Annotated in this window: 13 protein-coding genes; 3 read left to right on the top strand and 10 right to left on the bottom strand. The window is 36.5% G+C overall.

Annotation, left to right across the window (positions count from 1 at the left end):
- Positions 1 to 271 precede the first annotated feature (271 nt).
- From ACLI50_RS05260 to ACLI50_RS05230, 7 genes are all read right to left on the bottom strand, one after another.
- Positions 272 to 1,630: a M20/M25/M40 family metallo-hydrolase gene (locus ACLI50_RS05260; protein WP_411413311.1), complete on the bottom strand. Its 1,359-nt coding sequence runs from the start codon at positions 1,628 to 1,630 to the stop codon at positions 272 to 274.
- Between the two features lie 3 nt (positions 1,631 to 1,633).
- Positions 1,634 to 2,992 carry a M20/M25/M40 family metallo-hydrolase gene (locus tag ACLI50_RS05255; RefSeq protein WP_411413310.1) on the bottom strand — a complete coding sequence of 453 codons (1,359 nt, stop codon included), beginning with the start codon at positions 2,990 to 2,992 and terminating at the stop codon, positions 1,634 to 1,636.
- Between the two features lie 2 nt (positions 2,993 to 2,994).
- Positions 2,995 to 4,398: a M28 family peptidase gene (locus ACLI50_RS05250; protein WP_411413309.1), complete on the bottom strand. Its 1,404-nt coding sequence runs from the start codon at positions 4,396 to 4,398 to the stop codon at positions 2,995 to 2,997.
- Between the two features lie 54 nt (positions 4,399 to 4,452).
- Positions 4,453 to 5,697: a DUF1015 domain-containing protein gene (locus ACLI50_RS05245; protein WP_411413308.1), complete on the bottom strand. Its 1,245-nt coding sequence runs from the start codon at positions 5,695 to 5,697 to the stop codon at positions 4,453 to 4,455.
- A gap of 2 nt (positions 5,698 to 5,699) precedes the next feature.
- Complete coding sequence (locus ACLI50_RS05240) at positions 5,700 to 6,665, bottom strand: D-2-hydroxyacid dehydrogenase (RefSeq protein WP_137903954.1); 966 nt, start codon at positions 6,663 to 6,665, stop codon at positions 5,700 to 5,702.
- Between the two features lie 123 nt (positions 6,666 to 6,788).
- A complete protein-coding gene (serC, locus tag ACLI50_RS05235) occupies positions 6,789 to 7,853 on the bottom strand; it encodes a 3-phosphoserine/phosphohydroxythreonine transaminase (RefSeq protein WP_411413307.1) in 1,065 nt (354 codons plus the stop codon).
- 106 nt (positions 7,854 to 7,959) lie between these two features.
- Positions 7,960 to 8,310: a 4Fe-4S binding protein gene (locus tag ACLI50_RS05230; protein ID WP_002980006.1), complete on the bottom strand. Its 351-nt coding sequence runs from the start codon at positions 8,308 to 8,310 to the stop codon at positions 7,960 to 7,962.
- A gap of 59 nt (positions 8,311 to 8,369) precedes the next feature.
- Between ACLI50_RS05230 and ACLI50_RS05225 the strand changes: the two genes are divergently transcribed.
- Genes ACLI50_RS05225 through ACLI50_RS05215 form a run of 3 tightly spaced genes read left to right on the top strand, consistent with a single transcriptional unit; the run spans position 8,370 to position 10,613 of the window.
- Positions 8,370 to 9,404, top strand: coding sequence for an acyl-CoA reductase (locus ACLI50_RS05225; protein WP_411413306.1), 1,035 nt, complete (start codon positions 8,370 to 8,372; stop codon positions 9,402 to 9,404).
- Positions 9,405 to 9,451: 47 nt separating this feature from the next.
- Positions 9,452 to 9,886, top strand: coding sequence for a peptidylprolyl isomerase (locus ACLI50_RS05220; RefSeq protein WP_411413305.1), 435 nt, complete (start codon positions 9,452 to 9,454; stop codon positions 9,884 to 9,886).
- Between the two features lie 37 nt (positions 9,887 to 9,923).
- Positions 9,924 to 10,613, top strand: coding sequence for a Bax inhibitor-1/YccA family protein (locus ACLI50_RS05215; protein WP_411413304.1), 690 nt, complete (start codon positions 9,924 to 9,926; stop codon positions 10,611 to 10,613).
- A 902-nt stretch (positions 10,614 to 11,515) separates the two neighbouring features.
- Here ACLI50_RS05215 and ACLI50_RS05210 read toward each other — a convergent pair.
- The 3 genes from ACLI50_RS05210 to ACLI50_RS05200 all read right to left on the bottom strand — a co-directional run bounded on the left by ACLI50_RS05210 (position 11,516) and on the right by ACLI50_RS05200 (position 12,832).
- Positions 11,516 to 11,764, bottom strand: coding sequence for a DUF6952 family protein (locus ACLI50_RS05210; RefSeq protein ID WP_047495508.1), 249 nt, complete (start codon positions 11,762 to 11,764; stop codon positions 11,516 to 11,518).
- Entirely contained in the window at positions 11,764 to 12,072 is a 309-nt protein-coding gene (locus ACLI50_RS05205) for a thioredoxin family protein (protein WP_062670320.1), read from the bottom strand. Before ACLI50_RS05205 ends, ACLI50_RS05210 begins: the two co-directional genes overlap by 1 nt.
- Before the next feature lie 127 nt (positions 12,073 to 12,199).
- On the bottom strand, positions 12,200 to 12,832 hold the full coding sequence (locus ACLI50_RS05200; RefSeq protein ID WP_202842725.1) for a peroxiredoxin: 633 nt from the start codon (positions 12,830 to 12,832) through the stop codon (positions 12,200 to 12,202).
- Positions 12,833 to 12,979: the final 147 nt, after the last annotated feature.

The raw sequence follows: 12,979 nt of genomic DNA, 5'->3' as shown, positions 1-12,979 counted from the left end.
GATAGATTTTGAAGAAAGTAGGGTAAAAATCAAAGACGTTCACCCTACGCAAGCTAACTCAAGGTCGCTTTTATAAATATAAATGTATAAAAAATATTTGGAAGTTAACACAGAATCTAAAGCCAATGGATAATACCTTTTTAAGTATACGGGCTAAAGCCCGTTCCTATTGAATTAAAGCGTAGTATCATAATATTTTACGTTTTTCTGTTGTTGTATGGTATACTATGATATTTAAAAAGAAAACCGTCCTTACAGACGGTTTCATATTTTACCAATTTTTATCAATCATATAAATAATCTGTGTCAAAGCCGTAGCGCCCAGTAAAAGCTCTCTTCGGTTCACCTTTTCAAAAGTATCTTCTTCTGTGTGGTGAATATCGAAATATCGCTGCGAATCCGGCATCAGCTCAGCAGCTGGAATTCCCATGTCGTGAAGCGGATAAAGGTCTGTTCCTGAAAACCGCTCTTCAAAGTTGTAAACTCCGTAGGGAAGAAAAAGATTCGACCAGCTTTTAATCTGATTTCTTTTCGCATAGTCCATATCCAGAGCAATGCCTCTTGGGGCAAAGCCTCCGGCATCGGATTCAATAGCAAAAAGATGTTTTTCGTTTTTCTCTTTTACCGTTTTACCATACTGGATTCCACCTTTTACTCCGTTTTCTTCATTGGCGAAACAGACAACCCTGATGGTGTGGTTATTTTGAATACCCAGCTTTTTAAAGGTTCTTAAAACCTCAATGCTTTGTACAATTCCGGCTCCGTCATCGTGGGCTCCTTCACCTACATCCCAGGAATCAAGGTGTCCACCGACAACAATAACACTCTGGTCTTTTTTACCTGTGATTTCCCCAATAACAGAGTGGGAGAGCTTTTCTCCTTTCATTCCGCAGTTGGAGTTTAGTTTTGCATTAACTTTCTGGCTTTTCAGTAAAGCTTCCAGTTCATCTGCAGTCGTGCTTCCGATGGCTACCGCAGGGATTTTGGAAACTTTGTCTTCATAACGCATTGCTCCGGTGTGAGGTACATCATCAAAAGCAGAGGACAGTGATCTTACGATGGCAAATTTGCCTCCTTTTTTAGCGGTTAAAGCAGCAGCAGTTGTTCTGTATTTGGAAGCATCACCATAGGCTTTGAAAGTCTCTACAAATGACTGGCTGAAAGGGTAGTTGAAGAACACGATTTTATCTTTCACTTTTTCAGGAGGAAGTCTGTCATATTCTTCCATAGATTTTACCATGATGATTTCTCCCGAAACATCTTTTCCTCCTGTTCCTTCAGAATTCCCAAGGGAAAGCATTTTAAGGGTTTTCCATTTTCCGTTGGGAGTCTGGATGTTCAGAGATTCTTTTCCTCTTTCCCAGACAGGAATCATCACTTCCTGAAGCCATACTTTATCAGCTCCGGCATCACGAAGTTTCTGTTCTGCCCATTTTACAGACTTTTCATAGGCTTCGGATCCGCTTAAGCGGTGGCCTATATTTTTTGTAAGCTCTCTAAGCTCTGTATATCCTTTTCCGTTGTTCAGGATTTCTGTAGAGATTTTTCTGAACTGGACTGAATCTTCTTTAGACTGGCCAAATGCAGCCATTCCAAAAAGTAATAATGAAGTTCCTAATATCTTTTTCATTGTTTACCAATTTTTGTCAATCATATAAATAAGTTGTGTCATTACCGTAGAACCCAATAATAATTCTCTCCGGCTGACTTTTTCAAAAGTGTCTTCTTCGGTATGGTGAATATCAAAATAGCGTTGCGGATCAGGAACGAGTTCAGCTGTAGGAACTCCCATTTCGTGAAGCGGGGCAATATCCGACCCTGAATATTTTCCTTCAAAGTTGTAAACGCCATAAGGCAAAAACAGATGTACCCAGCTTTTGATCTGGTTTCTTTGAGGTTCATTCATTTCGAGGGAAATTCCCCGTGGTGAAAAACCTCCGGCATCAGATTCAATGGCGAAAATATGTTTCTCGTTGTTTTCTTTGACCATTTTACCATATTGTTTTCCGCCTTTTGTTCCATTTTCTTCGTTGGCAAAACAAACGGCGCGGATCGTATGATTATTCTGAATCCCTAATTTTTTAAAGGTTCTTAATACCTCAATGCTCTGCACAATTCCGGCCCCGTCATCATGGGCTCCTTCGCCGACATCCCAGGAATCAAGATGTCCGCCGACAACAATAATATTTTGGTCTTTTTTACCTGTAATTTCACCAATAACAGAGTGGGAAAGTTTTTCTCCTTTCATTCCGCAATTGGAATTAAGCTTTGCGGTGACTTTTTGATTTTTTAATACTGCTTCAAGTTCATCAGCTGATGTATTTCCGATTGTTATAGCTGGTATTTTGGAAATACTTTCGTCATAGCGCATGTTACCTGTGTGCGGAACATCATCGAAAGCAGAGGAAAGAGACCTTACGATGGCAAATTTCCCTCCTTTTTTAGCCGTTAATGAAGCGGCAGTTCTTCTGTAGGGGTTTGCATCACGATAAGAAATGAATGTCTGTACATTTTCCTGACTAAAAGGATAGTTGAAAAACACAATTTTATCTTTCACTTTTTCAGCAGGAAGTCTGTCATATTCTTCCAGTGATTTTACCATGATGATTTCTCCGGAAAGATCTTTTCCTCCGGTTCCTTCAGAATTTCCAAGGGAAAGCATTTTTACACTTTTCCATTTTCCATTAGAAGTTTTAATCTGTAATGATTCTTTTCCTCTTACCCAAACCGGAATCATCACTTCCTGAAGCCATACTTTGTCAGCTCCGGCATCACGAAGTTTCTGGGCTGCCCACTGTACGGATTTCTCATAGGCTTCTGAACCACTTAAACGGTTACCTATAGTTTTGGTAAGTTCTCTCAGTTCATTGTATCCTTTTCCGTTGTTCAGAATTTCTGTGGAGATTTTTCTGAACTGGACAGAATCTTCTTTAGACTGACCAAATGCGGACATTCCAAAAAGAAGTAATAAAGTTCCTGTTATCTTTTTCATTGTTACCAGTTTTTATCAACCATAAAAATCATCTGTGTTATGGCGACAGCTCCAAGAAGAAGCTCTCTTTTATTTACTTTGTCAAAAGTATCCTGTTCGGAGTGGTGATAATCAAAATATCGTTGTGTGTCTACCACGAGCTCTGCTAAAGGAATATCGAGTTTTTTTAAAGGTGAAATATCCTGAATGGCTTCTGTCTGGTCAAAATCATAAACGCCATAAGGAAGAAAATATTCTTTCCATGGATACACCAGTCTTCTTCTCTGCGGGGACATATCTAATGAAAACCCACGGGGAGAATATCCTCCGGCATCAGTTCCTAAGGCAAATACGTGTTTTTCGTCTTTCTTTTTTACATATGCTGCATACATCTCACGACCTTGCCCTCCGTTTTCACTGTTGGCATACAAAACTACACGGATGGTGTGGTTATTTTCATATCCAAGTGCTTTGAGCGTTCTTAACACTTCGATGCACTGCACAACGCCAGTTCCATCATCTACTGCACCTTCACCAATATCCCACGAATCCAGCTGAGCACCTAAAACAATTACTTTAGAATCTTTTTTACCTCCAATTTCAGCAATGATATTGGGATTTGTAGTGTCACCTTTTGATTCGGCGGTCATATTGATTTTAGCTGTGACTTTTTGTTTCTTTAAGGTTTTCTCCAATTCGTCTGCAGATCTTACACCAATTGATAAAGCTGGAATTTTAACTTTATCATCTGGTTCGTAGTAAATCATTTTAGCATGAGGAGTATCGTCACTAGCAGTCGTCAGTGACCTTATAATTAATGCTTTTGCACCTGTTTTAGCAATCACAGAAGCGGAAATTAGTTTTGATTTTGCGGCCTGTAAATAGGAATCACTTGTATTAATAATTTTCGGGTCCATAGGAACATTCACAAAAACTATTTTATCTTTTAACTGACCTATTGACATGGCATTCAGCTCTGATGTGGAATTGATTAAAACGATTTCGCCCACCAGATCTTTTCCGCCTGTTCCTTCAGAATTTCCGAAAGAAAGCATTCTGATGTTTTTCCAGTCTCCATTTCCGGCTTTGATTTGTAAAGATTCTTTTCCTCTGATCCAGACTGGTGCTTTAGCTTCCTGTCTCCAGATCATATTAATCCCGATTTCCTTGAATTTTTTTTCTGCCCATTCTACGGCTTTGGTATAACCTGGAGTTGCACTGAAACGTGGACCAATTCTTTTGGTGAGCTCTCCAAGATTATCATAAGCAGTACCGTTAGTCATAATTTCATCTGAAATTTTTCTGAATTCATCGTGATAATTAAATCTGGCAACAGTACCTTTTTTTGCCGGGCCTTTTTGTGGTTTTTTTTGAGAAAATAAAAATCCACTCAAAAAGAGTGGAAGTATAATGAATATTTTTTTCATTTATTATTTACTTATCTTTTCCATTGATAAAAGTAGGAAAAAAATAGTAATTTATTAAGGTTTCATGTCGTACATTAACAAGGCTGTAATTAATTTTGGCTCAATAAATGTACATTTTGGAGGCATGCTTAATTTCAGGTCTGAAATTTTAATCATATCATTAAAACTTACAGGATAAATTCCAAAACCAACTTTACCTTCACCTTTGTCTACTTTTTCTTTTAAAAGATTGATTCCATTGATATTGGATGTTCCTTTCACATAAGAAATAAGCTCAGAGCTGTCCGGATCTTCAATTTTCAGAATGTTTTTGAAAATATACTTATCTAAAAGATGGTGATCCAGATTATCCAGAGACATTTCTTTGGAACGAAGATCATGCTTCACGTGAAGAGAATAGAACTTCCCATCCATATACATTGAAATATGGAATTTTTGAGAAGGATAGTATGATGCTTCTCCTTTTTCGTGAATCAGGAAATATTTCTCAAGTTCTTTGAGGAAATCTGCCGGAGAAATACCATTCAGGTCATGTAAGATTCTATTGTAATCATGAATCTTTATCGACTGGTTGGAAACAATGAAACTGTATACAAAGTTGTAATGCTCTGTACCATTATGTTTCTTGTTTTTCTCCTTATGGTATTTTGCATTGATTGCTGTGGAACCAATTCTGTGGTGTCCGTCGGCAATATAAAACGAATCAATCTGATCAATCACTTCTTTAAATTGCTGTAGCTTCAGACGGTTATCTATTCTCCAGATTTTATGTCTGATACCCATTGAATCAACATGGTTGAAGATAGGAACATTTTTTTCTTCATGATTCATCAGCAATTCAATTTTTGAATTGGCAGGGTAGGTAAGAAGTACAGGTTCTGCCTGCAGATTTACTTTTTCAAGGTAGTGAGCCAGTTTCTCCTTTTTCTGCGGGATGGTACTTTCATGTCTTTTGATTTTTCCATTCCAGAAATCTTCGATACTTGCCAATCCCAGAAGTCCTCTGAACATCTGTTTGTTGGGATAGATCTGCTCATAAAGATAGTAAGACGAATTGTCCTGGACCAATTTCTTTTCTTCCAGAAGTTCTTCAAATGTAGAACGGATCTTTCGCAGGTTCCGGTCAATATCTTTAGATTTACTTACAACATAGGGTTTAATCATATTGATGTAAGTATTTTCAACTTGAGCTTTCTCCGCAATCTCTTCCTGGGTGAAATTATCCAGTGGATGGGTAGGGAAAGTACTCTCAAAGTCTCTATGAGGTCTTATTCCACGGAAAGGTTTAAAAACAGGCATATTTATCTTATAGTTTCTTTTTGTAGCTTAATAATTTGTTCTGCAAGTTCGATACCGATTTTCTCTTGCGCATCCACTGTATTGCCTCCTACATGAGGGGAAAGTGATAATGCAGGATTCATCAGTAAAGGCAGTTCCGGATTGGGTTCGTTTTCAAAAACATCCAGTGCTGCTCCGGCTACTTTTCCTGACTCGATAAAATCGATAAGTGCCACTTCATTGATGACACCACCTCTTGCAGTATTTACAATATAGACTCCATCTTTCATTTTTTCAAACTGAGGGGTGTCTATAATATACTCATTCGTTTTCGGCGTATTGATACTGATGAAGTCTGCATCTTTAAGGAATGCATCCATATCATTGGTGGAAGTGATTTCAAAGTTCACAGACTGTCCGTTGAAGAAGTTCAGCGTAAGAACTTCTGTTTTCGGGCTTCTGGTCAGAACAGTTACTTTCATTCCTAAAGCGATTCCTATTTTTACAACTTCCTGGCCAATACTTCCAAAGCCGATTACTCCTAATGTTTTTCCTGAAAGTTCATACGCATTACTGAAAGACTTTTTCATGGCGTTGAAATGAGTTTCTCCTTCCAGAGGCATCAGTCTGTTGGATTCGTGAAGGAATCTTGCCAGTGAAATAAAGTGGCCAAAAACAAGTTCTGCCACTGATTTTGAGGATGCTGTGGGGGTGTTGATTACTTTAATGCCTTTACTTCTGGCATATTCCACATCAATATTATCCATTCCGATACCGCCTCTTCCAATGATTTTAAGGCCGGGGCACGCATCAATCAGATCCTGTCTCACTTTCGTTGCACTTCTTACCAGAAGAACATCCACATTATTATCGTTGATAAAATTAATAACGTGATCCTGAGCCACTCTATTGTCCAGAATTTCAATTCCGGCTTCTTTTAAAGTGTGTTCTCCTGCTTTTGAAATTCCGTCGTTTGCTAAAACTTTCATGAATTATTTGATTTAAAGATTGAAAGAATTGCCATTTCAACATTTTAAAACTGGGGCGCAAATTAATAAATTTTAATGAACTGCCTTTAATTCTTTCAATCTTTGAATTTTTTACTATTTAATTTATTTGAAAGACTTCATTACATCTACCAAAACCTGTACGCTTTCAATAGGCAGAGCGTTGTATAAACTTGCTCTGTAACCGCCAAGACTTCTGTGTCCGTTTAAGCCGCTGATCCCTGCTGCTTTCCATGCATTGTCAAATTCTTCTTTCTTGCTTTCATCTGTAATTTTGAAAGAAACATTCATTAGCGAACGGTCTTCTTTTACGCAGAAAGTTTCAAATAACGGGTTGCTGTCGATTTCATCATATAAAAGCTTAGCTTTAGCTTCATTTCTTTGTTCTGTAGCAGCGATTCCTCCGTTTCTTTCAAGATACTGAAGGGTAAGCAAAGAGGCATATACAGGAAATACCGGTGGCGTATTGTACATGGATTCCTTAGCAATGTGCTGGGAATAATCCAGAATAGAGAACATATTTTCTCTTCCTGTTTTACCAAGAATTTCTTTTTTAATAACCACTAAAGTAACGCCTGCAGGTCCCATATTCTTTTGAGCACCGGCATAGATCAGGTCAAATTTTGAAAAATCCAGCTGTCTTGAGAAAATATCAGAACTCATATCACATACCATCAGCGTATCCACTTCAGGGAAAGATTTCATTTGAGTTCCGTAGATGGTATTGTTGGAAGTACAGTGAAAATAATCGTATTCTGCACCTACCGTATAATCTTTAGGAATAAAAGAATAATTTTCTTCTTTTGAAGAACCTACCACATCTACCGTTCCTACTTTTTTAGCTTCTTTGATGGCTCCTGCTGCCCATGTTCCTGTATCCAGGTAAGCGGCTTTTCCACCTACTTTCATCAGGTTGTAAGGAACCATTGCAAACTGCAGGCTAGCTCCGCCTCCTAAATAAAGTACCTCATAATCATCACCAAGATTCATCAATCTTTTTACAATGGCACGCGCTTCGTCCATTACCGCAACGAAATCCTTGCTTCTGTGAGAAATTTCAAGAAGAGACAATCCGATGCCGTTAAAGTCAAGGATAGCCTGTGCTGATTTTTCAAATACCTCCTGTGGTAAAATACATGGTCCTGCGCTGAAGTTGTGCTTTTTGTTCATATTTTTATTTTTTGGGTGCTTTGGGATTTCAATATCCTTCAGCTTTATTTTGATTTATTGGATTTTGGGTCAAAAAAACCGCCTCACGGAAATGAGACGGAATTTTTTATTCGCCGTGTAAGAATGCTTTTTTATTAAGAAGAGCTTCTTCAGATTCTACATGATCTTCGTCTGGCACACAGCAGTCTACCGGACATACAGCTGCACACTGAGGTTCTTCGTGGAATCCTTTACATTCTGTACATTTATCTGTTACAATGAAATAGACATCATCACTTACAGGTTCCTGTGGTGCATTAGCATCTACAGTAAGTCCGGACGGCAGAGTAATTGTACCTTGAAGAGCCGTACCGTCAGAAGCTTTCCAATCTACAGCTCCTTCATATATTGCATTGTTTGGGCATTCAGGTTCACAAGCCCCACAGTTAATGCATTCATCAGTTATTTTAATAGCCATCGCTAATTTTTTTTAAATTTGCACAAAATTACAAAATTTTACCCAATTTTACAGTAATTATGAATACCGAAAATCAAGTTTTAGGACTTATTAAATTAAGTGATTATATAAAAGCGTTTTTAGCGAAGAAACCAGAAGATCACAATGAAGATGATTCTGATATTGAATTATTGTTGAAAAGGTCAGAAATAGAGAATCCGTGGTTTACTATTGATAATCAGAAATTTGCTTTACAGCAATGGACAGATCTTCTGACTGAAGAAAACATCAAAAACTGGCTTGGAAATTATTCAATCTCTAAAATTTCAAAAAGAGTTGGACTTATTTTAGCAGGAAATATTCCTTTAGTAGGGTTTCATGATGTAATTTCTGTAATTCTGGCCAACCATATTCCTGTCATTAAGCTGTCTTCAAAAGATAAGTATATGATTCCGTTTTTATTGAAGAAATGGAATGAGTTTTCCAATGAAAATGTAGCTTTTGAGTTTGTTGAAAAATTAGAAAATTTTGATGCCGTTATTGCAACAGGAAGTAATAATACAGCGAGATATCTGGAATATTATTTTAAAAATCACTTAAATATTATCCGTAAGAACAGAACTTCTGTGGCGGTGTTGAAGGGAGATGAAACGGATGAAGAACTGCAGTTTTTAGCAAAAGATATTTTCCAGTATTTCGGATTGGGGTGCAGAAATGTAACGAGAATTTTTATTCCGCAGGATTTTGTGATTGACAGGCTGTTTGAGAACTTCTTAGGATTCCAGGATATTATCAATCATAACAAATATGCCAACAATTATGATTATAACAGAGCGGTTTATCTTTTAAATCAGGATAAATTCTGGGATAATAATTTTGTGATGCTGAAAGAGGATGATAAGCTGTTCAGTCCGCTTTCTGTAATTAATTTCAGCAGATATGAATCGCTGGATGATGTGAAACGTTTTATTGCGGAAAATGAAGAAAATATTCAGTGCGTTGTGGCAAAAGAAGAGTTGGGAATGAATGCGATTCCGTTTGGTGAAGCACAAAATCCGGGACTTGATACCTATGCTGATAATGTAGATACAATGAAATTTTTAGAACTGGTCTGATTTTCGTATCTTCCATCACTTATTTCACCAGAACAAAAATGAATACTATGAAAAAATTATTGCTGGGACTGGCTCTTGTGGGCGCACAGTTGATTTTTGCACAGAAAGTAATGGGTGCAAAGGTTGAAAACAGTCCCAAAAAAGAACAGCAGGCTGCCATAAGTAAGGAAAAGATCAGTTTATATAATGATAATTTCCTGAAATTTGTTGAAGCTTTACAGGCTTCTGACCGCAAGACTATTGACGGGTTACTCTCTGAGAAGGTAAAAGAAATCGTAACGGATGATGTTCTTAAGAAGGTCAAAGACGGTATTGATCCCAATAAAAAGCTTGAAATTTTAAAAGCAGGATATTATAAAACAATGGATGGTACCAGTCATCCAAGTATTAAATATAAATACTCAGGAGAATCTTCCAAAGAAGCGATTACAGCGGTATTTGAAGATGACGGTAAGATTCTGGGTGTTTTACCTGCGAAATAGATGGAATTTATTTTCGATTAACAAAAAAATATTAACTATGATGACAGATGTTTTAGTCGCCCATTCTTCAGATGTGGAGAAGGCGAATTTTTACAAGAAGACGTATTTGCATGTTGCTTTATCGATTCTTGCATTTATTGGAGTGGAAACGATATTATTAAAAACGGTTCCGGTAGAATTGATTGCGATGATGTTTGGTCAGAGATATATCTGGCTATTGATTATCGGGGTTTTCTGGCTGGCTTCTGTTTTGGCTTCTAAATGGTCACTTTCACAGAGCAAATCTACCCAATATTTAGGATTAGGATTTTATATTCTGCTGGAAGCGATTATTTTCATGCCGCTGCTTTTTATTGCTACTAATATTGAAGGTGGAGCGAATGTGATCTTCCAGGCTGCTACGTTAACTCTTGCTATGTTTGCAGGTATTTCTGCGGTGGCATTCACTTCTAAAAGAGATTTTTCTTTCTTAAGAAATATCATTGTAATTGGTGGATTTATTTCCATCGGACTGATTGTAGGAGGGATGATCTTTGGTTTTAACCTTGGACTGTGGTTCTCGGTAGGAATGGTAATTTTAGCTTCAGCTACTATTCTATATCAGACAAGCAAATTAAAAGATTCATTTGGAACTAACCAATACGTAGGAGCAGCATTACAGCTTTTTGCTTCGATTATGCTTTTATTCTGGTATATTCTGAGTATTCTGATGAGCAGAAGAAACTAATTGATAAGTTGTCTTAGCTTTAAAAATATAGTCCCGGTGATTTTTCATCGGGATTTCTTTTTTATTTAAACACAAAATTTAAACACAAAGTTCACAAATGTTTTCACGAATAACACGGATGATTGTGTATAATTTATTTGTGCTATTTGTGAAGGAATATTTGTGTTATTTGTGGTTTTTAAAGATTAAACAGAAAGTTCACAGATGTTTTCACGAATAAACACAATTTAATAAGATCAATAGGAAAGGGCTATAATCCAGAGCGTAGACGAAGGAAGCCCGCTTACTTAAAAATCCATTATCCATTGGCTTTAGCCGAAAACTTATAATAATATTTAAATATATTTTTGCCCACAGATTCCACAGATTAACACGGATTGACACGGATGCTTGCGTGTATTTATTTGTGTTATTTGAGGTTTTTAAAAATTAAACACAAATGTCACAAATGTTTTCACGAATAAACACAATTTAATAATATCAATAGGAAAGGGCTATAATCCAGAGCGTAGACGAAGGAAGCCTGTTTACTTAAAAATCCATTATCCATCGGCTTTAGCCGAAATTTATAAGTATCCACAGATTCCATATTGACACCGGTGCTTGCATATAAATGAATTATAATATTGGTGAAATTTGTGAAAAATATTTGTGCTATTTGTGTTTTAAACTAAAAACCCAAAAAATCCTGATGAAAAATATCACCGGGATTTTAATTGGTTATTCTTTACAATATTGATGCAACTTTCAGCCTCATGTGACCGGTTAAAGTCCTCTGAAGTACATTTTACAGTTGAAAAAAAGATTCTAAAGAATAGAAAAAAGTATAGTAATGAGGAGAACCTCAGGTATTGTATAGTTTGTGTTTTTACAGTCTTTAGATTAAAAATAATCGAAAGAAGTTATTTGTCAATTGATCCTAAAACCTTCTGAGCAAACGAGTTTAAAGCATCTTTCTCGCTCATTCCGTTTTGTACATTGGAGTGAACTTCCAGCGCTCCGCAGATGTTGGTAATCAATTCTCCTGCAACATTCAGATCTTCTTCACTTGTTCCTCTGAACTCGCAGAAACTTTCCAGTACTTCTAATGTTTTTTCAAGGTTTTCAGGAGTCTGATTCTGATAAAACTGTCTGATTACGGGTAATTTCATTATGCTAATTCATTAAAAAGGTTAATTAAACTTTCTGCCTGGTTAGATTGAACCTGGTTCACCAGTTCTCCGTTTTTAAAGATGGCGAAAGTAGGTAAGTTGTCTACTTTTGCTAATTTTCTGCTTTCAGGAAGCTTTTCTGCATCTACATATAAAAATGGAATAGAATCATTTTCAGATGCTAATTTTTTGAATTTCGGCTTCATGATTCTGCAGTTTCCGCACCATGTTGCGCCATATTGAACCACTACTTTTTCGTTTTCGTTAACTATATTCTGTAATGTATCTTCGGTTAATTCTGTGTACATAAGTTTATTTTTTTTAAAAATAAACAATGTAACAATCTAAAAAATTGACCAATCTAACAATTCAAGAAATGACTTTTCAAATTGTTATACTGTTAGATTGTTACATTGTTATATTTAAATTAAGATATTAATTTTTTGCTAAGTATTCTGCAGTAGAATTTCTGTCAGCTTTCATTGCTTCTTTTCCTTCTTCCCAGTTTGCAGGGCATACTTCACCATGTTTCTGTACGTGAGTGTAAGCGTCGATTAATCTTAAGAATTCTTTTACGTTTCTTCCCAAAGGCATATCGTTTACCGCTTCGTGGAAAATTTTTCCGGTTTCGTCGATAAGGTAAGTTGCTCTGTAAGTTACGTTAGAACCTGTGAAAACTTCGTTTCCATCTTCATCATATTCAAAATCCTGATCAACAATTCCTAATGTGTTAGCCAATTGTCTGTGAGTATCAGCTAAAAGCGGGTAAGTTACTCCTTCAATTCCTCCGTTATCTTTTGGTGTGTTCAACCAAGCGAAGTGTACTTCGTTGGTATCACAAGATGCACCGATTACTTTAGTGTTTCTTTTTTCGAACTCACCTAAAGCCTCCTGAAAAGCGTGAAGCTCAGTAGGACATACGAAAGTGAAATCTTTAGGGTACCAGAATAAAAGAACTTTTTGCTGGTTGTTTACTGCTTCATCAAGGATGTTGATTCTTAAATCGTCACCCATCTCAGACATTGCGTCAATTGTTAAGTTTGGGAATTTTTTTCCTACTAAAGACATAATTTTTCTGTTTTTATATTTAAATTTCTTATGCAAATATATAAAAGATTCATCTATCGAACAAACTAAAGTTGATAAATAAAATCTATAATTGTTTTTGACGTGTTGTTAAATAAAAAAGCCCTGTTTAACAGGGCTTTTTGTTTA

It is taken from the genome of Chryseobacterium cupriresistens, from assembly GCF_046614675.1.
Taxonomy (GTDB): domain Bacteria; phylum Bacteroidota; class Bacteroidia; order Flavobacteriales; family Weeksellaceae; genus Chryseobacterium; species Chryseobacterium cupriresistens.
The sequence above is the reverse complement of the archived record's forward strand: the minus strand, read 5'-3'. Positions and strand labels throughout refer to the sequence as shown.

What these genes read in the sequence shown, in the direction of transcription:
- serC (WP_411413307.1), bottom strand. Translation starts at nt 7,853, where the DNA reads ATGAACAAAAAGCACAACTTCAGCGCAGGACCATGTATTTTACCACAG.
- ACLI50_RS05225 (WP_411413306.1), top strand. Translation starts at nt 8,370, where the DNA reads ATGAATACCGAAAATCAAGTTTTAGGACTTATTAAATTAAGTGATTAT.
- ACLI50_RS05260 (WP_411413311.1), bottom strand. Translation starts at nt 1,630, where the DNA reads ATGAAAAAGATATTAGGAACTTCATTATTACTTTTTGGAATGGCTGCA.
- ACLI50_RS05250 (WP_411413309.1), bottom strand. Translation starts at nt 4,398, where the DNA reads ATGAAAAAAATATTCATTATACTTCCACTCTTTTTGAGTGGATTTTTA.
- ACLI50_RS05215 (WP_411413304.1), top strand. Translation starts at nt 9,924, where the DNA reads ATGATGACAGATGTTTTAGTCGCCCATTCTTCAGATGTGGAGAAGGCG.
- ACLI50_RS05245 (WP_411413308.1), bottom strand. Translation starts at nt 5,697, where the DNA reads ATGCCTGTTTTTAAACCTTTCCGTGGAATAAGACCTCATAGAGACTTT.
- ACLI50_RS05200 (WP_202842725.1), bottom strand. Translation starts at nt 12,832, where the DNA reads ATGTCTTTAGTAGGAAAAAAATTCCCAAACTTAACAATTGACGCAATG.
- ACLI50_RS05205 (WP_062670320.1), bottom strand. Translation starts at nt 12,072, where the DNA reads ATGTACACAGAATTAACCGAAGATACATTACAGAATATAGTTAACGAA.
- ACLI50_RS05240 (WP_137903954.1), bottom strand. Translation starts at nt 6,665, where the DNA reads ATGAAAGTTTTAGCAAACGACGGAATTTCAAAAGCAGGAGAACACACT.
- ACLI50_RS05255 (WP_411413310.1), bottom strand. Translation starts at nt 2,992, where the DNA reads ATGAAAAAGATAACAGGAACTTTATTACTTCTTTTTGGAATGTCCGCA.
- ACLI50_RS05230 (WP_002980006.1), bottom strand. Translation starts at nt 8,310, where the DNA reads ATGGCTATTAAAATAACTGATGAATGCATTAACTGTGGGGCTTGTGAA.
- ACLI50_RS05210 (WP_047495508.1), bottom strand. Translation starts at nt 11,764, where the DNA reads ATGAAATTACCCGTAATCAGACAGTTTTATCAGAATCAGACTCCTGAA.
- ACLI50_RS05220 (WP_411413305.1), top strand. Translation starts at nt 9,452, where the DNA reads ATGAAAAAATTATTGCTGGGACTGGCTCTTGTGGGCGCACAGTTGATT.